The sequence below is a fragment of the Sphingomonas sp. AC449 genome, assembly GCF_979253475.1.
Genome location: NZ_CEEDCZ010000003.1, coordinates 274,287 through 293,054 on the forward strand (window position 1 = coordinate 274,287; position 18,768 = coordinate 293,054).

At 67.9% G+C, this 18,768-nt stretch carries 17 protein-coding genes; 2 read left to right on the forward strand and 15 right to left on the reverse strand.

All coding sequences use genetic code 11. The features are described from left to right. Positions 1–9: 9 nt before the first annotated feature. A complete protein-coding gene (locus tag AC0CH3_RS07850; RefSeq protein WP_465237747.1) occupies positions 10–1,518 on the forward strand; it encodes a tryptophan halogenase family protein in 1,509 nt (502 codons plus the stop codon). Between the two features lie 91 nt (positions 1,519–1,609). Then, a complete protein-coding gene (locus tag AC0CH3_RS07855) occupies positions 1,610–2,185 on the forward strand; it encodes a cytochrome b (protein WP_354300062.1) in 576 nt (191 codons plus the stop codon). Here AC0CH3_RS07855 and AC0CH3_RS07860 read toward each other — a convergent pair. The 15 genes from AC0CH3_RS07860 to AC0CH3_RS07930 all read right to left on the reverse strand — a co-directional run bounded on the left by AC0CH3_RS07860 (position 2,182) and on the right by AC0CH3_RS07930 (position 18,679). Continuing rightward, positions 2,182–3,108, reverse strand: a complete 927-nt coding sequence (locus tag AC0CH3_RS07860; RefSeq protein ID WP_354300064.1) for a glycosyltransferase family 2 protein — start codon at positions 3,106–3,108, stop codon at positions 2,182–2,184. The two genes, AC0CH3_RS07855 and AC0CH3_RS07860, sit on opposite strands and share 4 nt — an antisense overlap. After that, positions 3,105–4,031 (reverse strand): polysaccharide pyruvyl transferase family protein, encoded by a 927-nt coding sequence (locus AC0CH3_RS07865; protein ID WP_354300066.1) that lies wholly within the window; start codon positions 4,029–4,031, stop codon positions 3,105–3,107. Before AC0CH3_RS07865 ends, AC0CH3_RS07860 begins: the two co-directional genes overlap by 4 nt. Further along, entirely contained in the window at positions 4,028–5,110 is a 1,083-nt protein-coding gene (locus AC0CH3_RS07870) for a glycosyltransferase (protein ID WP_354300067.1), read from the reverse strand. Before AC0CH3_RS07870 ends, AC0CH3_RS07865 begins: the two co-directional genes overlap by 4 nt. Beyond that, on the reverse strand, positions 5,107–6,036 hold the full coding sequence (locus AC0CH3_RS07875) for a glycosyltransferase family 2 protein (RefSeq protein WP_354300069.1): 930 nt from the start codon (positions 6,034–6,036) through the stop codon (positions 5,107–5,109). Before AC0CH3_RS07875 ends, AC0CH3_RS07870 begins: the two co-directional genes overlap by 4 nt. 42 nt (positions 6,037–6,078) lie before the next feature. Beyond that, a complete protein-coding gene (locus tag AC0CH3_RS07880) occupies positions 6,079–7,206 on the reverse strand; it encodes a glycosyltransferase (RefSeq protein WP_354300071.1) in 1,128 nt (375 codons plus the stop codon). Beyond that, a complete protein-coding gene (locus AC0CH3_RS07885) occupies positions 7,203–9,212 on the reverse strand; it encodes an HAD family hydrolase (protein ID WP_465237748.1) in 2,010 nt (669 codons plus the stop codon). The genes AC0CH3_RS07880 and AC0CH3_RS07885 overlap by 4 nt, the downstream gene beginning before the upstream one ends. Before the next feature lie 150 nt (positions 9,213–9,362). Next, complete coding sequence (locus AC0CH3_RS07890) at positions 9,363–10,577, reverse strand: metallophosphoesterase (protein WP_465237749.1); 1,215 nt, start codon at positions 10,575–10,577, stop codon at positions 9,363–9,365. Between the two features lie 78 nt (positions 10,578–10,655). After that, positions 10,656–12,332 carry a GMC oxidoreductase gene (locus AC0CH3_RS07895; protein WP_056023470.1) on the reverse strand — a complete coding sequence of 559 codons (1,677 nt, stop codon included), beginning with the start codon at positions 12,330–12,332 and terminating at the stop codon, positions 10,656–10,658. Between the two features lie 29 nt (positions 12,333–12,361). Next, on the reverse strand, positions 12,362–13,207 hold the full coding sequence (locus AC0CH3_RS07900; protein WP_465237750.1) for a sugar phosphate isomerase/epimerase family protein: 846 nt from the start codon (positions 13,205–13,207) through the stop codon (positions 12,362–12,364). Further along, the gene (locus AC0CH3_RS07905) at positions 13,204–13,785 is read right to left on the reverse strand and encodes a gluconate 2-dehydrogenase subunit 3 family protein (RefSeq protein WP_333993634.1); all 582 of its coding nucleotides are present in this window, start codon (positions 13,783–13,785) and stop codon (positions 13,204–13,206) included. The genes AC0CH3_RS07900 and AC0CH3_RS07905 overlap by 4 nt, the downstream gene beginning before the upstream one ends. Next, the gene (locus AC0CH3_RS07910; RefSeq protein ID WP_354300079.1) at positions 13,782–14,714 is read right to left on the reverse strand and encodes a hydroxypyruvate isomerase family protein; all 933 of its coding nucleotides are present in this window, start codon (positions 14,712–14,714) and stop codon (positions 13,782–13,784) included. The genes AC0CH3_RS07905 and AC0CH3_RS07910 overlap by 4 nt, the downstream gene beginning before the upstream one ends. 43 nt (positions 14,715–14,757) lie before the next feature. Beyond that, on the reverse strand, positions 14,758–15,141 hold the full coding sequence (locus tag AC0CH3_RS07915) for a c-type cytochrome (RefSeq protein ID WP_056023483.1): 384 nt from the start codon (positions 15,139–15,141) through the stop codon (positions 14,758–14,760). Between the two features lie 75 nt (positions 15,142–15,216). After that, a complete protein-coding gene (locus tag AC0CH3_RS07920) occupies positions 15,217–16,353 on the reverse strand; it encodes a Gfo/Idh/MocA family protein (RefSeq protein ID WP_354300081.1) in 1,137 nt (378 codons plus the stop codon). Next, the gene (locus AC0CH3_RS07925) at positions 16,350–17,420 is read right to left on the reverse strand and encodes a sugar phosphate isomerase/epimerase family protein (RefSeq protein ID WP_354300083.1); all 1,071 of its coding nucleotides are present in this window, start codon (positions 17,418–17,420) and stop codon (positions 16,350–16,352) included. Before AC0CH3_RS07925 ends, AC0CH3_RS07920 begins: the two co-directional genes overlap by 4 nt. Continuing rightward, a complete protein-coding gene (locus AC0CH3_RS07930; RefSeq protein WP_082446158.1) occupies positions 17,417–18,679 on the reverse strand; it encodes an MFS transporter in 1,263 nt (420 codons plus the stop codon). The genes AC0CH3_RS07925 and AC0CH3_RS07930 overlap by 4 nt, the downstream gene beginning before the upstream one ends. Positions 18,680–18,768 lie beyond the last annotated feature (89 nt).

Consider the following 18,768-nt stretch of genomic DNA (forward strand, 5'->3'; position numbering starts at 1 on the left):
GGACATTCGATGGATACCCCAACGAAGACTCGTGTGGTCATTGCCGGCGGCGGCACGGCCGGATGGCTTGCCGCAGCGCTGTTCATGCGGCAGCTGCGCCCGCTGGTCGACGTCGTGCTCGTCGAGTCCGAGGAGATCGGCACGGTCGGCGTCGGCGAGGCGACGATCCCGACGGTGCAGGCGTTCCACGCGCTGATCGGCGTCGACGAGCGCGAATTCATGGCGGCGACGGGGGCGACGTTCAAGCTCGGGATTGCGTTCGAAGGCTGGGCGCGCACAGACGATCGCTATATCCATTCGTTCGGCGACGTCGGCCGTGCCACGTGGATGGGCGACTTCCAGCATTTCTGGCTCGAGGCGCAGGCGAACGGCGATGCCGGCGCGTTCAGCGACTATTGCCTCGAGCTCCAGGCTGCCGAGGCCGGCCGGTTCGCGACCGGACAGACCGGTCGCCGCCTGAACCACGCCTATCATTTCGACGCGGGCCGCTATGCCAAATATCTGCGCGCACGGTGCGAAGCGGCGGGGCTGACGCGTCGCGAGGGGCGGATCGCACGCGTCAACCGCGATCCCGGGACCGGGCATATCACCGCGCTCGCGCTCGACGACGGCAGCCGTGTCGAGGGCGACATTTTCCTGGACTGCACGGGGTTTCGCGGGCTGCTGATCGGCGATGCGCTCGGCGTCGGCTATGAGGATTGGGGGCATTGGCTGCCCGCCGATCGCGCTCTGGCAGTGCAGACGACGTCGGTCGAGCCCGCCCGCCCCTATACGCGTGCGATCGCGCACGACGCGGGCTGGCAATGGCGGATCCCGCTCCAGCACCGCGTCGGCAACGGCATCGTCTATGACAGCGACTTCCTGTCGGACGATGCGGCGCGCGAGCGGCTGCTGGGCTCGGTCGAGGGCACCCCGCTGACCGATCCGAAGCTGATCCGGTTCACGACGGGCCGGCGGCAGCGCGCATGGGAGGGGAATTGCATCGCGCTCAGTCTCGCGAGCGGGTTCGTCGAACCGCTCGAGTCGACGAGCATCCACCTCGTGATGGTCGCGCTGACCCGGCTTCTGCAAGTGTTCCCGTTCGACGGAATCAATCCCTCGGTCGTCGCCCGGTACAATGACCAGTCGCGCCGCGAGCTCGAGGGGGTGCGCGACTTCATCATCCTGCATTATCACCTCAACCAGCGCAGCGAGCCATTCTGGAAACGCTGCGCGACGATGCCGATCCCCGACACGCTCGCGCAGCGGATCGCGCTGTTCGTCGAGGGCGGGCAGGCGTTCCAGTCGGGCGACGACCTGTTCCGCGTGAGCTCCTGGTCGCAGGTGATGCTGGGGCAGCGGCTGACGCCAAAAAACTGGCACCGGCTCGCCCGGCTGATGCCCGCCGATCGGCTCGCGCAGTCGCTCGCCGAGCTGAAGGCGGGGATTGCCGCGGAGGTCGCAAAATTGCCGCAGCATCAGGCGTTTCTCGCGGGCTATTGCCCCGAGACCACCGCCCGCCCCGCCGCAGCCGCCTGACCCGCCCGGGCTTTCCGGGGTCGATCCCCCGCCCCTGACGCTCTAGGGTCCGGATGCCACGCGATGGGTGGGGCGTCCGGGAGAATGAGACATGGCGACGACAGCGGGCGGTACGCACCGTTATAACCGGGGCGCGGTGGCGTTTCACTGGATCATCGCGACGCTCGTGCTGGTGCAAATCTATATCGGCTGGACGTTCGCGGACCTTGCTCGCGGCGACGCGCGGACCGAGTGGTTCAACTGGCACAAGACGGTCGGCTTCGCGATCCTGCTGCTGAGCATCGCGCGGCTCGGCTGGCGCATCGTCAATCCCCCGCCCCCGCTGCCGGACGTCCTGCCGGCATGGGAGCGGACGCTGGCGCGGATCAATCACACGCTGTTCTACGTCATCCTGATCGGCCTGCCGCTGACGGGGTGGATGTATCTGTCGACGGGCAAGCCGTCGCTGACGAGTGCGACGACGCCGCTGATCGGCGGGCTGTCCTGGCCGTTCATCCCCGGGCTGCCGCGCGGTGCGCATGGCGGGTTCGAACAGGCGCATATCGTGCTGGTCTGGGTGACCTATGCACTGCTGATCCTGCACGTCGGTGCGGCGCTCAAGCACCAGTTCGTCGATCGCGGCCGCGTCGCCAACCGGATGCCGCCGTTCGGCACGCGCGAGGGCTAGCGCGCCGACACCCGGGTCGTGCCGCAGCCCGGGCGGCGCAGCGAGGCGAGCGCGTAGGCGGCGAACCCCTGCATCTTCTGCCGTGCGCGGAAGACGTGGAAATGCCGGATATAGGGGAACGGCCGCGCCGAGGTCCGGACATCGGCGAGCATCAGCCGCAGATCCTCGCGGATCGCGGCAAGGATGCGGCGGTCGGTCAGGATGTGCTTGGCATAGAGCGCGCCGTCGCCAAAGCCGTAGCCCGCCAGCAGCGCGACGACGTCGGCGGGACGTCGGCGGCCGTGATGATGATCGACCACGAAGCTCGGATCATAGTCGACGCTGATCCCGTGGCCGAGCGCGCGGAACAGGAAGTCGGTATCTTCCGCTGAGACGAACCGCGCGCCACCGCCGAACCGCTCGTCGAACGGCCCGACCGCGGTAAGGACGTCGCGCGTGAACGCGAGATTTGCGCCCATCACGAAGCCGCCGGGAAACGCGCCGCGCGGCGCGGTCATCGGGTGATCCTCGAGCTTGATCGTCACCGGCAGGTCGGCGGGATCGCCGGGAAGGATCCGCCCGCCGATCACCGCAAGCCGATCGACCGCCGCGAACCGCTCGGCGAGCGCGGCGAGATAGCCGGTGTGGAGCACGCAATCGTCGTCGGTCATCGCGACGATCCGCCCCTGCACGCGGGCAAGCCCGGCGTTCCGCGCGCGCGAGAGGCCCGCACGCGGCTCTGCGACGCGGACGACCCGGAACTGCTGCGTGCCGGCCCAGAGCTGCAGGCGGTCGGCGGTATCGTCGGTCGAGCCATTGTCGACGATCACGACCTCGAGCGCGACATGTGCCGCGGCCCTCGCGGCTCGCGTGATCGAGTCGAGCGTCCGCGACAGCGACACGCCGCGGTTGCGCGTGCAGACGAGTAGACTGATCTCGATCATGCCAGCGCCGCACCCGCGGACGTCGTCGTCGCGCGATCCCCGACCAATGGCGATGCGGCGGTCCAGGCGTCGATATAGCGCGCGAGCTTGCCATAGTCGTTGTCGAGCACGTGGTGCGGGATGTCGAGCAGCAGCGCGAGGATATGCGCATGCAGCCGGTCGGTGACGATATGCCGGCCGCGCGACAGCAGGGCGAGCCCGCGCGTGACGCGGGCGCCTGCGAGCGCCGCATAGTGGTCGGCACGCGACTGACCTGGGCGGGGAGCGGGCAAGACGCCGTCCTCGAGCCAGTCCGTCGTGACGACGCGCCCCTCGCCTCGTGGAAGATCATCATGCGCGACGCGTTCGTCGTCGGTGCGCAGGAGCCTCAGCACGTCGCAGTCCGCTGCCCCGCGCGGCGGGCGGCCGAGCGCGAACGCCGAATCCGGGGCGAGCGCAACGGGGCAGTCGAAATGGCGCTCCGCCAGTTCCAGGCTGGGCCGGTCGCGGACATAGAGGTGCAGGTCGGGATGCGCGGCGACACCCCTGGCAAATGCCGCGATCCCGCCGGGTGCGCGGAAGTGGATCGACTGGGGAAGCTGGACGATCCGGCGGTCGCGGACCTGTGCGACCATGCGCTCGCGGAACTGCTGGTGGTGCGGCCAGATGTCGCCGAGATTGCCGCCGCCGTGGAGGAAGAGGACGCCGTGCGGACTGGCGCGCGCAAAGGCATCGGGATCGAAGCCGTCCCACGTGCAGACATAGTCGGGATCGTTCCCCGTCACGGCGCGCAGCATCGCGACTTCGCCCATCCAGATCGCGCTGTCGCCGACATTCGCATGGTCCGGGAAGTCGACCAGCGCATAACGGTCGCCGCGTCCGACATGCGCAGCGTAGAGCGCGCGCAATGCCGCCTGCTGCGCTTCGATGACGTCGATCGTCATGCGGCGACGTCTTGCGCGGCCGCGTGTGCGGCGCGGACATCGGCGTAGAGCACCTCGCAACGGTCGAGCCAGCGGTCGCGCGTGAACAGCCGCTCGACGCGGGCACGCGGCACGCTTCGCGGGATCGCCAGCGCGGCGGGGATCGCGGCGGCGAGTCCCGCGACGTCGTCCGCGTCGGCGAACCGTCCGGCCTCGCCGATTACCTCGCGTGCGGCACCCATCTCGATCGCGGCGACCGGCAGGCCGCACGCCATCGCCTCGATCGCGACCAGCCCGAACGGCTCGTCCCAGCACGGCGTGAACAGGAACACCGACGCGCGGCCGAGTTCGGCTGCGAGCGCGGCGCCGTCGCAATGCCCGCCATAGCGGATCGTGCCGTCGAGGTACGGGACGATCTCGGCGGCATGATAGTCGGGATCCTCGATCGATCCGAACAGCGTGAGCGCGATTCCTGCCGCACGCGCCGCGCGGACCGCGAGATGCGTACCCTTGTTGGGGGTGATCCGCCCGCACCAGACCGCGCTGCCGTCGCCCGCGGGGCTGAACGGCCACGCGGCGGGGTCGATGCCATTGTGCAGAACCGACGCCTCGGGGGGAGCGCCGTCGGGCCACCATGCGTGGAGCTGCGGCGTCGAGGTGACGGTCAGCCGGTGCGTCGGCGTTGCGCTCGCCTTCACGAACCAGTGCAACGCGTCATAGGGCGGCACGTGCAGCGACGTGACCGTGGGTACGACGGCGGTGCGTGCGGGCTCGATCGGAAAGCGGTGGAGGCTGTTATTGTGGACGACGTCGAACCCGCCCGCGGCGATCCTGTCGCAGGCGGCGGCATAGCCCCGGTCGACATGCGCGATCAACGGGGCGGACCCGCGATGCTCCGCCCAGGGGAAGACACGCTCGTAATGCTCGCACAGCACCGGGTCGATCGTGAAGCGCGGATCGCTGTCGCCTGCCGCGAACAGCACGACGTCATGGCCGCGTGCCTCGAGACCTTCGGCAAGATACCAGCTGTGCGATTCCATGCCGCCCATGAACGGCTGCGCGATCCGCTGGCGGACGTGCGACAGGAGCGCGATCCTCACGCAGCGACGCGGCCGTCTTTGTCCGACGCCATCCTGGCCTCGAGCATCCGGATCACCGTCGCGGTGTTCGCATAGGGCTGATGGCTCTGCTGCCCGGTGAGCGCGAGATCGTCAGCATCAGGGCGACGCAGGATGCGGATCGGCACGCCTTCGCGGTCGTCGATCAGCCCCATCAGCCGGAACGCGTAGAGCCAGTGCCCCATCGTCCGATACCCCCAGCGCGCCTCAAACAGCTCGGCGTTGCGCACCACGCTCTCGAGATGATGGACGGGCGGCATATGATGCGGATGGTATTGATGATGCGCGAGCCCGCCCTTGATCCAGGCGATCGGGACACCCGCGGTGGCGAGGACCTTGCCGAAATCGGTGTCCTCGCCACCATAGCCGACATAGCCCTCATGGAAGCCGCCGACCGCCTCGAACGCGGCGCGGCGCATCGCGAAGTTGAGCGACCAGAAGCAGCGATAGTCGTTGCACAGCTCGATCCCCTCGGCTGGCGGACCGCGGCGATCCGAATGGCGGACGGCGATCGCCGTGAACGCATCGCTGGTCCATTCGCCCGCGGTCGCACCGCCGGGCAGATACATGACCTCACCCATCAACAGCCCGTCGAACTGGTCGAGATACCCCGCATAGTCGGCGACGAGATCGGGTGCGGGGATGCAGTCCATGTCGAGAAACACCAGCGCATCGCCGACCGCGGTCCGCGCCGCGGCGTTGCGCGCGACCGCGAGCGGCAGCGCGTCGCCGCCGATCATGAGCTGACGGACCGGAAAGTCGGTCTCGGGCAGATCATACGCCGTGTCCTGCATGACAGCCACGATCAGTTCGGTCGGCTTCAAAGTCTGGCGCGAGAGACCGACGACGAGATTGTAGAGGTGGTCGGGCCGGCCCTTGGCGAGCGTTACGACGGATAGGGTGGACATGGCGGCTCCGTGTATCGGATGGAAATGGTAGGCGAACAGCGATCAGGCGGCGTTTCGCGCGGGCTGGTCGGGCGGGGTCCACAGCCGGTCGGCAAGCGTCTCGAGCCAGCGTGCGGCGTCGGCGGCGGGGGCGTCGGCGATCAGGCGACGCTGGCGGTCGGGGGCGTGCGTCGCCAAAGCCTCGGCGATCGCGTCACCCCAGGCATCGGCCGAGGATGGCAGATGCGGGCGGACGCAGGCGACGCCTGCTGCGGCGAGTGCATCGGCCTTGCGGTGCTGCTCGTCGAAGTACCGCCATTCGGGGATCGCCAGCCACGGACGCGCGGCAGCGAGGATCTGCTGGCAGGTCGTATTGCCCGTCGACGCGATGACAAGGTCGGCGGCGGCGACGTAATCCGCCGGATTGTCGACCCAGCCGCGATGCTCGATATTGCGCGGCTCGGTCGCATGCCAGTCGCGTACGACCGGGCCGATCGTGATCCAGCGGCTGGCCGGTCGGCTGCGCGCGCCGATCCCGAGCGGAGCCTGACCGAAGCCGCCACCGCCGCCGCCCGACAGCACGAGAACAAGTTCGCCATCGGCTTCGACGCCGATCCGCGCGCGCGCCTCTGCGCGGTCGGGCACATGCGTGTCGACGCCGAGGCCGCCGGCGAAGCAGGTCCGCGCGCGCATGCCGGTGTCCCAGTCGGGCTGCGCGAGATCGGCGTGGAACGCCGCGAGCAGCCCCGCGGCACCGTCATAAGCGGCGCGGTGGCCCGCATCGCCACGGTCGCCATGCTGCAGGATCTTGACGTGCGGGACGCTGCAGATCCGCGACAGCTGCGCGATCTCCGCTGAGACGTCGCAGATCATCAGCGCGGGATCGGCGCTGGCGAACCAGCCGCTGATCGTCGCCATCGCCTGACGGATGCCTGGCCAGCCGAGCGGCGCGCAGTGAAGCGTCGCGGGGGTCGGCACCCAGTCCATCGTCGTCGCCTCGTCGCCGGTCGCCTCGAACAGCGACGGGATGCGAACGATCCTTGCCTGTGCGGGCAAGGGCGGAAATATGTCGTCGCGGGCGCAGAAGATCGTCAGTGGCCGCTCGGCGGGCAATGCATGCGCGATCGCCGCGCAGCGCTCCGCATGCCCGCGCCCCTGGTGATGGACGAAATAACCGAACGGACGGGTCATGCCGCCTGCCGCGACGGGGCCGATGCCAGCCCGAGCGCTTCGAGCCCCTCGACCACGCCCGCCGCATGCCGGCGCGTGACGCGGTGAAGGCCCGTGCGGTCAGGCAGGTCGTCGAGTTCCGCGTCCGCATTCGCGACGACGATCGCAAAGCCGCATTGCTCGAGCATGTCCCGGTCGTTGCCGCTGTCGCCCGCGGCGATACAGTCGGCGAGCGTCAGGCCAAGCCCGGCGGCATAGGCCTGGATCGCCGCCGCCTTCCCGCCGCGCGGCGCGAGGACGTCGATCAGCCGGCCGTGCGAGAAGATCACGCGCGCCCCGAGCTTCGCATGGGCAAGCGTCTGCCGGATCGTCTCGGCGTCGCGTGCGGTACCGAAGAAACTGAGCTTGTGCGGCCCGTCCGTCTCGACGGGCTGCGGCTCGATCGGCAATCCCGCGAGCGCAGACGCGACGGCATCGCGGTTCCAGTCGCGGTCGAGCAACGCGGCGTACGCCGCGCAATTGCCCCAGCCGCCATCCGCGCCACGCCGCATGATCCGCGTGCCGACATCGACAATGAAGGCGTCGGGTTCGGGCAGGCCCCAGCTCTTGAGGATCGCGCGCGCCTCGGCGAAGGCGCGGCCGGTCGCAACGACGAACGGCATGTCCGCATCACGGTGCCACGCGGCAAACGCGGCCGCGCCGTCGCTCGATCCGGTCAGCGTGTGATCGATGTCGCAGGCGAGCAGCGCGGGACGGCGGCAGATCGAGCGGTAGACCGCAACCGAGTCCGCGGCATAGCGTGCCCAATCGTACAACGCATGGCGCGCGAGCGCGGCAGTTCGAAGTCGCGCGTGACAGGCGGGATCACCGATGATCCGCAGGCACGCGGCGGCGATGTCCGTCTCGTCGCGCGGGTCGACGAGAATGCCGTGGCCGATCCGCGACACGATTTCGGCCGGACCACCGTTGCGCGTGGCAACGACGGGCACGCCTGCCCCCGCCGCCTCGATGAGCGTCAGCCCGAAAGGTTCGTGCAGCGCCGGGTTGACGAAGACGCCACCCGCCGCCGCGCGTTCGTACAGCGCAGTCACGTCGCCGGCGAGATGACGCGGCGGAAGCGCGACGCGACCGCGAAGCAACGGCTGTGCCGCCAGCGTGTGCAGCTCGGCAAGGATCGCGCGCTCCTCGGGCGACGATTGCCCGCCATGCTGGCCCGCAAGGATGACGAGATTGGCCTGCTCGTGCAGCCGGGTGTCGGCGGCGTAGGCGCGTATCAACGCCGCAAGATTCTTCTTGGCGACCGGTCGCGCGATCGCGAGCACGATCGGGCGTTCGGGATGGTCCAGCCACTGGCCGAGATCGTCGATGAGCCCGGTTGCGGGCGCGGTCGTCGATCGCTGCGGGATGCCGGGCGGAAGGCAGTGGATCCGGCCGTCGACGGGAACGCCGTACGCGCGAACCTGCCGATCGGCCTCGTCGTGCGTCGACACGATCAGTGCATCGACCGCGGCGATCGCGGCGCGTTCGGCGGCGATCCGCGCCTCGATCCCGTTCGCGGCGAGCCCCTGCGCGCGCTTGTCGATCGCGAGCGCGTGTGGCGTGTAGGCGACGGGGATACCGAAACGGCGACGCGCCTCGAGCGCGACCGCGGCCGCATCGGCGAAATGCGCGTGGATCAGCGTCGGCCGGACCGCGAGCCCGGCGACGTGGCGGCAGAACGCCTCGGTAAAGGCAGGAAGATCCGCGGCGAGCGCCTCCTTCTCGAGATACCGGTCATCCCCGGTCTCGATCCGGTCGATGGTGAGCGTATCGCTCAGCCGCTCGGTCGGCATCCGGTGCTCGGCGGGCAAGTGGGGATCGCGGAACAGCCGCGTGACGATCGACACCGCAGTGACGCCCGTGCTGGTCGATTGTCGGGTCGCGGCGTCGAGCACATACGCCAGATGGCCGCCGGAATCAGCTGTTATGCCAAAGTCGATCGGTGGCGCCTTGAGACAGCCCCCAAGGGCCAGATGGAGAATAAACAAGCGGACCCCGTTTCGTTAGATACGCGAAACGACACGCCATCCGATTGTATCCCGCACCAAAAACTATCCGATTGAGCGATGTTAATAGGCCGGGCTTTTGGCCGCGAAGCGCCGACCCGGGGCGTCATTCGCGGCGTCTCTCGACGCCGGTCAGCCCGGGCTGTGCCCCGGCCTGCGCAGCGTGATCCGAGTCATTTCCGACGGCGTACCGAGCCGCAGCGCAAAGCCCGGCCAGAGCCCGGTGCCGTTGCTGACATAGAGCGTCATGTCGCCGACCCGGTAGCGCCCCGAGACATAGCCATTGTTCGCTCGCGCGACGATACGGTCGAGCCCGCGGATCATCCCGCCATGCGTATGCCCGGAGAGTTGCAGGGCAACACCGCGCTCGGCGCCGTACCGGGCGTTGCGCGGCTGGTGATCGAGCAGGACCACGGGAACGCCCGCGGGGACGCCGCGTATCGCGGTCGCGAGGTCGGGCCCCGCCTGCCCCGCCCCCGGCGCCGAGAGGTCGGTCACGCCGACGATCGCGAGCCGCTCCCCCTGCCGCTCAAGCACCCTATTGGCGTTGGGGAGCATCCGGATGCCGAGCCCCGAAAGATGCTGCATCCACGCGGCGTAATCGAAGAAATATTCGTGGTTGCCGGGAATCGCATAGACGCCGTCGGGCGCGCGCAGCCTGGCGAGCGGCGCGACGTCGCGCTCCCGCATCGCCACCGACCCGTCGATGAAATCACCGGTCACGACGATCAGGTCGACACCCGACGCGTTGGCGCGGTCGACGACCGCGCTGGCCCAGCGCGCGGGAAACAGCCGGCTGATATGGAGGTCCGTCAGTTGCAGCAGGCGATAGCCGTCATAGCGCTTCGGCAGGTCGCGGACGACGACGTCGATATCCTTGACCGGCGGAACGCGGACGGCATTGGCGACGCCGAGCGCCGCGAGCACCACCGCCAGGACCGCAATCGCATAGCGCCACGCGTCGGGCACCGCGACGGGCGCGCGCTGGACCGCCATCGCCACCAGCGTGCCTATATCGAGCAGGATTTGCAGCACCGCGAGCAGGATGATCGCCCCGAACGCGACGTTGAACGCGATGACCAGCGCACGCGGGAATTCGGGTGCGAACACCGACCCCGACGATAGCCGACTCCAGAGATGATATTGCGAGGCGGCCAGCAGGAGAAGCGCAACGAGCAGCGTGATCCCGAGCGGCAGCGACAGCGGCCACAGCCAGCGTGCGATCACCACGAGGCAGGGCAGCGTGAAGATGAGGTGAAAGATCGTCGGTCTCCGGTTCGCGCACTGACACGCGGCGCGCGAGTACCATGTCTGATCCGAAAACACAGCGCGGGCGCGTGCGGGCATCACCGGTTGCACGCGGGTCGGGAGTTTCAGGGTGCGTGATGGCGGCGACCAGACCCGCCATCACGCTGTATCCCCGCGTCAGGCGGTGCGCGTCTGCTTCACCGCATGATCGACCGCACGTGCGGTCAGCGCCATGAAGGTCAGCGACGGATTGACGCACGAAATCGAGGCCATCTGCGCGCCGTCGGTGACGTAGAGGTTCGATGCCTCATGCGCCTGGCTGAAGCCGTTCAGGACCGACTTGCGCGGATCGACACCCATGCGTGCCCCGCCCATCTCATGGATCGCGTCGCCGGGCACATGCTCCTTTTCCTCGCTGACGACGTTGGTCAGGCCCGCGCCCTTGAGCATCGCTTCGCCCTGCACGCGCGCATCCGCCATCATCCGCAGCTCGTTGTCGCGGAACCGCACGTCGAAGCGGAGGAGCGGCACGCCAAACCGGTCGACCTTGCTCGCGTGGAGCGAGACGCGGTTGTCCTCATAGGGCAGGCATTCGCCGAAAGCGCCCATGCTGAACTTCCAGCCGTCATATTTGCGCATGCCCTGCTTCATCGATGCGCCGAACCCGACCGGGGCCGCGGGGTCGCGCCGTGCGCCACCTTGATAGCCATAGCCGCGCTTGAACCCTGCCCCGTCGTCGCGGTCGATGTTGCGGAAGCGGGGGATGTAGACCCCGCCCGGACGGCGGCCATATTCGATGAACTCCTCCATCCCGGGAATATCGCCCGAGATGTTGACGCGGAAAATATGGTCCATGACGTAGCGGCCAAGCGTCCCGCTGGTATCGAAATAGCTGCGGCCCGTGCCCGGTGCGCGCGAGTTCATCATGATCTGCGTCGACGCCATTGCCGAGGCGCAGAGGAAGACGAGCCCGGCGTTGACGACCTCGGCCTTGCCGGTCTTGGCGTCGATGAAGCGGACACCCGTGACCTTCTTGCGGGTGGCGTCATATTCGAGATTGGTGACGACCGCGTCGGAGCGCAGCGTGAGGCGGCCCGTCGCACGCGCGGCGGGCAGCGTCACCGCCTGCGTCGAGAAATACGCGCCGAACGAACAGCCATTGCCGCACTGGTTGCGGAACTGGCATTTGGTGCGGTTCTGGTCGGGCTTGTCCTCGGTCATGTTCGACAGCCGCGTGTTGATCAGCTTGCGACCCGGGAACGTCGATTCGAGCCGCGGCTTGATCCACTTCTCGGCGACGTTCATCGGGATCGGCGGCTGGAACTCGCTGTCGGGCAGATAGGCGAGGTTCTCGCGCGAGCCCGAGACGCCGATATATTTCTCGACATAGCTGTACCAGGGCGCGACGTCGTCATAGCGGATCGGCCAGTCGCCATCGATCCCGTCGCGCTTGTTCGCCTCGAAATCGGCCGCGCTCCAGCGGAAGCACCAGCGGCCCCAGATCAGCGACTTCCCGCCGACCGCGCCGGGACGGATCCAGTAGAATTTGCTGCCCTCGTCATGCGCATAGGGGTTCAGCCGGTCGTCGTTGTAGAACAACTGGTTGCTGGGTGCGACATAGCCATGCTGGGCGATGAAATAATCGCTGTCGCGGATTGCCGGTGGCATGCGGTTGCGCGCCGGCACCTCGTAGGCGGGCTTGCCGTCATAGGGATAGCCCTCGCCATGTTCGACCATGACGCCGCGGTCCAGCATCAGGACCCGCATGCCCTTTTCAGTCAGTTCCTTTGCGGCGAACCCGCCGCTGACGCCCGATCCGATGACGATCGCGTCGAACCTGTCGGTCGAAGCCATGTTCTTTCCTCTCCAGGATTATGTTTTTGTCAGTACCGCAGCGCGCGGAGCGTCTGGAAGCTGGTGGTGATGTCGGGGAGATAGGGCGCGGGCGCCTCGTCATTCTCGACGTAGAAATGGCGGACGCCCGCGCTGCCGCGCAGCTTGAACAGCGAGGCGAAATCGATCGTCCCCTGGCCGACCGCGGTCATGCTGCGATCCTTCCGCATGTCCTTGACATGATAGGAATAGAGCCGCGCCGAGAGCCGGTTGATCAGCGCACTCAGATCCTCGCCGGCATGCGCCGCCCAATAGAGGTCGAGTTCGCACTTCATCACCGAGGGCGGGATCGCGCGCAGCATCCGGTCATAGAGGCTGACGCCGCCGGGGCGGACGGTGAACTCGAAATCATGGTTGTGATAGGCGAAGCCCAGCTTGTTCTGCTTCAGCTTCGCACCGATCGCGGCGATATTGGGCAGCGCCGCGGACCAGCCGGCCTCGGTACGATGCTCGTCGGTCATATACGGCAGGACGACGGTGGTCACGCCGAGCGTCTTGGCCATCGCGATGCTCTTGTCGAAATCCTTGAGCAGCAGGTCGTAGCCGATATGCGCCGACGGTGCCTTGAGCTGGAGCCGGTCCATCGTCCGGCGGAGCTTCGCATGGTCCATCTTCTCATAGCCGCCGCCGCCGAACTCGATCTCGCGGTAGCCGATCTTGGCGATCCGCTCGAGGGTCCCCTCAGGGTCGCTCGCGAAGATCTCGCGCACGGTATAGAGCTGGATACCGATCGCGCCGAGTTGCGCGGCGGCGGCGGGGGCGGCGTGGAGATCGAGGCAGGCGACCGCGGCCGCGCCCCCCGTCCCGACCAGCAGATTGCGACGGGTGATGATCATGCGGCGTACACCTTGTTGACCTGAGAATAGGGGAAGGCGCCGTTATATTCGCCCGGCACCGGCAGATATTCGCGCTCCTGCGTCATGCCGATCTCGGACGTGTAATAGCCGGTGACAACCAGCTGTCGGAACGCCTCGAAGAACGTCTTTCCGCCCGTCGTCGCGGTCGGAAGTGCGCCGTTCATCGCGAGTGTCAGCAACGCATCCTGCTGTGCCGGCGTCGCCTTGGCGGCGGACACCTTGTAGTCCTGGCGGCTGCGCGCCTCGATCGCGTCGAGACCGGCGACGATCGGCACGCGGTCGCCGGGCAATCCCCAGTCGGCAAGCAGTTTCTCGATATAGGCGGGCACGCCTGCGGCGATCGCGCCCGGCGTGTCGGTGGTCGGGACGACGCGGTCGCTGAGCGCGGTCATCACCGCGCGCTGGACGGGCGTGAACACCTGGACGCTTGGCGGACCCTCGCTGATGACGGGTACGCCGGGGGGCATCGCCACCCCCGCCGCACGCGCGATCGGCGCGAACAGCTGCGCCCCGAACATTCCCACGATCCCCGCCATTGCGGTTCTCCGATCGATCATTTTGCCTCTCCCTCGATAGCCGTGTCGATCGTGCGATAGGCGGCGACCAACCGGTCCTCCCCTGCCCGCCCGGCGACAGAATTGCCGTGTTCCATGCCGATCACCCCGCCATAGCGCTTGGCGCGCAGCCAGCGGACGATCGTCGCATAGTTGATCTCGCCGGTGCCGGGCTCGTTGCGTCCCGGATTGTCGCCGAACTGGATATAGCCGACCTCGTCCCAGCAGGTGCCGAGCGTCGGGATCAGGTTCCCCGACTGGATCTGCTCGTGATAAAGGTCCGCGAGCACCTTGACGTAGGGCGAGTTGACGCCGCGAGCGACCGCATAGCCCTGCGATATGGTCTGCATGAAGACGCCGGGGTGATTGGTCCGCGTGTTGAGCGGCTCCATGACCAGCGTCAGCTTGTGCGGCGCGACGATGTCGGCGGCGCGGCGCATGACGTCGATCACGCGCGCGGTCTGGATGTCGTTCGGCAGCCGCGAATCGAGGAACCCGGTGACGACCGTCGCGTGCGTCGCGTTCAGCCGCTTGGCGACCTCGATCGAGGCCCGCAGGTCGGCGAGGAACCCCTCGCGCTCGGCATCGTCCTTGCCGCCCAACACCGGCCGCGACTGCGACCATTTGGGCATGCTGGCGACGAAAACGCCCATCGCCATCCCCCGCTTCGACAGCGCGCTGGCCATCGCGACCTGTTGCGCGACGGGACGCGCCGCCGCCTCGTTATCCTCCCATGCGCGAAACCCCTGGTCCGCGGCATAGGCGATCTGGTCGAGCAGCCCGCCGCGGCTGGCAAAGCTGCCCTCGTGCGGCGCAAAGCCAAGCGAAAAGCGCGCGGCGTTCGAAACGCTTGCGCCGATCGCGCGCCCCGCCAGCGTCGCGGCACCGCCCGCGAGCATCGTGCCGCCCGCAATCACGGTCCGGCGCGACATGCTCACGCTGCCCGGCTTCGCGCAGGATCCGGTACCGGACGGGTCATCGACCGCCCGCCCCCTTGAGATAGGCGATGATCGCCGCGCGCTTGCCGGCATCGGGCGTGCTGATCGGCATCCGTGTGCCGGGCACCTTTTTGGCAGGCGCGGCGAGATAGGAATCGAGCGTCGCCGCATCCCAGGTCAGCTTCGACGCCTTGAGCGCGGGCGAATAGGCGAATCCCGGTGTCGAGGCGGCAGCGCGGCCGACGACGCCGTGGAGGTTCGGACCGATGCCGTTGCGTCCGCCCTTGTCGACGGTATGGCACGCGCGGCAGGCGGCAAAGGCGGGGGGGGACGCGGGTGCGGTCTGCGCGACCAGCGGGGTTAGCGCGGCACCCAGCGCCGCGACAGTTGTTCCGATACCCAAGACCAAGGACAGCTTCATTCCAGACCTCCTGATACCCGCGGCCTGGTCATGCCCCGGTGCGGGACAGACGATCCGGCGGGCGATATTACACAATCAAACGATGTCGATCGGGCTCCACTTGACGTCGGAGCCGGCATTGGCGACGACGGCTTCGACGAAGCGCATCGTCCGCAGCCCGTCGTCGACACCCGGAAACCAGACCTGGGAGCCACGGATCGTTGCAGCGAACGCACGATAAATCGTTGCGAAAGCCTCGATATACCCCTCGGGATGACCCCCGGGTGTACGGAACATCGACGCGGTGGCGGGCTGCAACCCCGGCCCTCCTGCGCGCAGGATCTCGATCGGGCGATCGAGCCAGCGCATCGTCAGCGTGTTCGGCTCCATCTGCGCCCATTCGAGCCCGCCGCGTTCGCCGTGGATCCGGAGCCTGAGCCCGTTCTCCTCGCCCGCTGCGACCTGCGTGACCTTGAGCGTGCCGCGTGCCCCGCCGTCGAACCGCAGCAACGCACTGACGTCGTCGTCGAGGCGGCGCCCGGGGACGTGCGTGGTAAGCTCGGCACAGACCGAGTCGGTGCGCAGACCCGAGACATGCTCGGCAAGCTGGAACGCGTGCGTGCCGATATCGCCGAGACATCCGCCGATCCCGGCGCGCGCCGGATCGGTGCGCCACTCGGCCTGCTTGTTGCCGTCGGTATCGACCGGCTGGCTGAGCCAGCCCTGGAGATATTCGACCTGGACCAGCCGGACCTTACCGAGGTCGCCGTTCGCAACGCGCGCGCGTGCCTCCTCGATCAGCGGATAACCGCAATAGGTGAAGGCCAGCGCGAATTCGCGACCGCTCGCCTCGACCGCGGCGGCGATCGCCTCGGCCTCCGCGACGCTCATCGCCATGGGTTTTTCGCACAGGACGTGGAAGCCCGCTTCGAGCGCGGCGATCGCCATCGGCGCGTGAAGGAAGTTGGGTGTGACGATCGCGACGGCGTCGATCCGTTCGCCCTCGGGGAGCGCCCGCTCGCCCGCGATCAGCGCGTCGATCGACGCATAGACGCGCGCCGGGTCGAGCCCGAGGGCGTTGCCCGACCGCGTATTGCGGCCCGGATCGGTGCTGAATGCGCCGGCTGCAAGCTGCCAGTCGCCGTCGATCGCCGCCGCCATGCGGTGGACCGCGCCAATGAACGCACCCTCGCCGCCGCCGACCATGCCGAGCTTGAGCCGGACGCCGCTCATGCCGTGTCGTCCCGGCGATCGAGCCCCAACAGCGACCGGATCGCGTGCTTGTCGACATTGCTCGCGGCGAAGTCGTCGAACGCGCGTTCGGTGCGGCGGATCATGTGGTCGCGGATGAACGGTGCGCCCTCCCGCGCGCCGTCTTCGCTGCGCTTGATCGCGCATTCCCATTCGAGAACCGCCCAGCCCGCATAGTCATATTGCGCCAGCTTGCTGAAGATCGCGCCGAAGTCGACCTGCCCGTCGCCGAGCGACCGGAACCGGCCCGCACGGTCAACCCAGGGCTCATACCCGCCATAGACACCCGATCGGCCGGTCGGGTTGAACTCGGCATCCTTGACGTGGAAGCACGCGATGCGGTCGTGATAGCGATCGATGAAGTCGAGATAATCGAGCTGTTGCAGGACGAAGTGCGACGGATCGAACAGCATCCGCGCCCGCCGGTGATGGTTCACCGCATCGAGGAACCGCTCCCAGCTGGCGCCGTCGTGGATGTCCTCGCCGGGATGGATCTCGAACGCGCAATCGACGCCGGCGGCATCGAACGCATCGAGGATCGGTGTCCAGCGGCGCGCGAGTTCGGCAAACGCTTCCTCGATCAATCCGGCCGGACGCTGTGGCCAGGGATAGACATAGGGCCAGGCAAGCGCGCCCGAGAAGGTGGCGTGCGCTGTGAGCCCGAGATTGGCGCTGGCGCGTGCGGCGAGCATCAGCTGCTCGACCGCCCAGCGCTGACGCTCGGCGGGCTTACCGCGGACATGCTCGGGGGCGAACCCGTCGAACAGCGTGTCGTACGCGGGATGCACCGCGACCAGCTGACCCTGGAGATGCGTCGACAGTTCGGTCGGCTCGACGCCGTGTTCGGCAAGCCGGCCGCGTAGATCGTCGCAATAGGCCTTGCTCTCGGCCGCCTGCGCAAGGTCGATCAGACGTGGATCGCACGGGATCTGCACGCCGGTATAGCCGAGCTCCCCCGCCCAGCGGGCAAGACCGTCGAGCGTGTCGTACGGCGCGGTGTCGCCGAGGAACTGCGCGAGGAAGATCGCCGGGCCCTTCATTCCCGTCATGCCATCGCTCCCTTGCGGCTGGTGTCACGGAACGTCAGCTGGAACAGCAGTGCGATCAGCGCGGCGGCGATCGCCGGATACCACCACATCTGGTGCCAGTCGGCGACGGTCGGTGCAGCGGGCAGCTGTGCGTACAGGAGCGCGCCGATCTGCGACCCGAGCAGCATGCCGACCCCGTAGGTGAACAGGGTCAGCATGCCCTGCGCCTGCGCGTTGACGCCCTTCGGCGTGGCGATCGTGCCGGTATAGATCGCGCCGGCAACGAAGAAGAAGTCGTAGCACACGCCGTGCAGCGCGACGCCCAGATAGACAGCCCAGAGCATGTCGCCGCCGTCGCCGATCGCGAACAGCGCATAGCGGGCGGCCCAGGCGATCATCCCGACGAGCAGCAGCGGCTTGACCCCGAAGCGGCGGTACAGCCACGGCATCGCGAACATGAAGGCGAGCTCGGACATCTGCCCGATCGCCAGCGTGCCGCCGACATTCTCGATCCCCGTCGCGCCGACATAGGGCGAGGCATAGGCATAATACATCGCAAGCGGGATCGAGATGAGCGTCGCGCAGGTGATGAAGACGAGGAACGACCGCTGGCGCATGAGCCCGAACGCGTCGACGCAGAGGATCTGCTTGACCAGCCCCTGCTCGGGCGGCGTGTCGGCCGCGACGTTGGGGAGCGTGAAACTGTAGAGGCCGAGCGCGATCGAGACGACCGCGGCGACACGGAAGATCTCCGGGCTGGCGGACAGGCCGGCCCAGCCGATGATCAGCCCTGCGGTGATCCAGCCGAGCGTCCCGAACGCGCGAACGAAGGGGAACCGGTCGACGCGGTCGCCGAAGCTCTTGAGCGCGATCGTGTTCGCAAGGCCGACGGTCGGCATGTACAGGATCATGTAGCCGAGCAGCAGCCAGACGAACGTGCTGCCGGTCTCGGGCGTCACCAGCGATGGCAGGAAGAACAGGATCACACCGCCCACGAGGTGGAGGATCACCATCAGCATCCGCGGGCTGAGATAGCGCGCTGCGGCCATGCCGAGCAGGAACGACCCGACGATCGAGGCGATCGGCCCGACCGAGAAGGCGTTGCCGATCATCGCGCCGAGCCCGCGCGTCTGCATCGCGAGCCCGAGCGTGACGTTCCACGCGCCCCAGACGAAGAACTGCATGAACATCAGCACGCTCATCCGTGCCGTCAATATCGACGACGGCTTGTCCGACACCGGTGGTGTCGAGGCTGGAATATCCGCGCTTGCCAGTGCCATGCACACCTCTCTGGTTCGATACAGCTTTTGCTGCTTCGGGGTCGAGAATATGGCGCGACCGCAAAAGTGTAAAGGATTACATTTTCGGG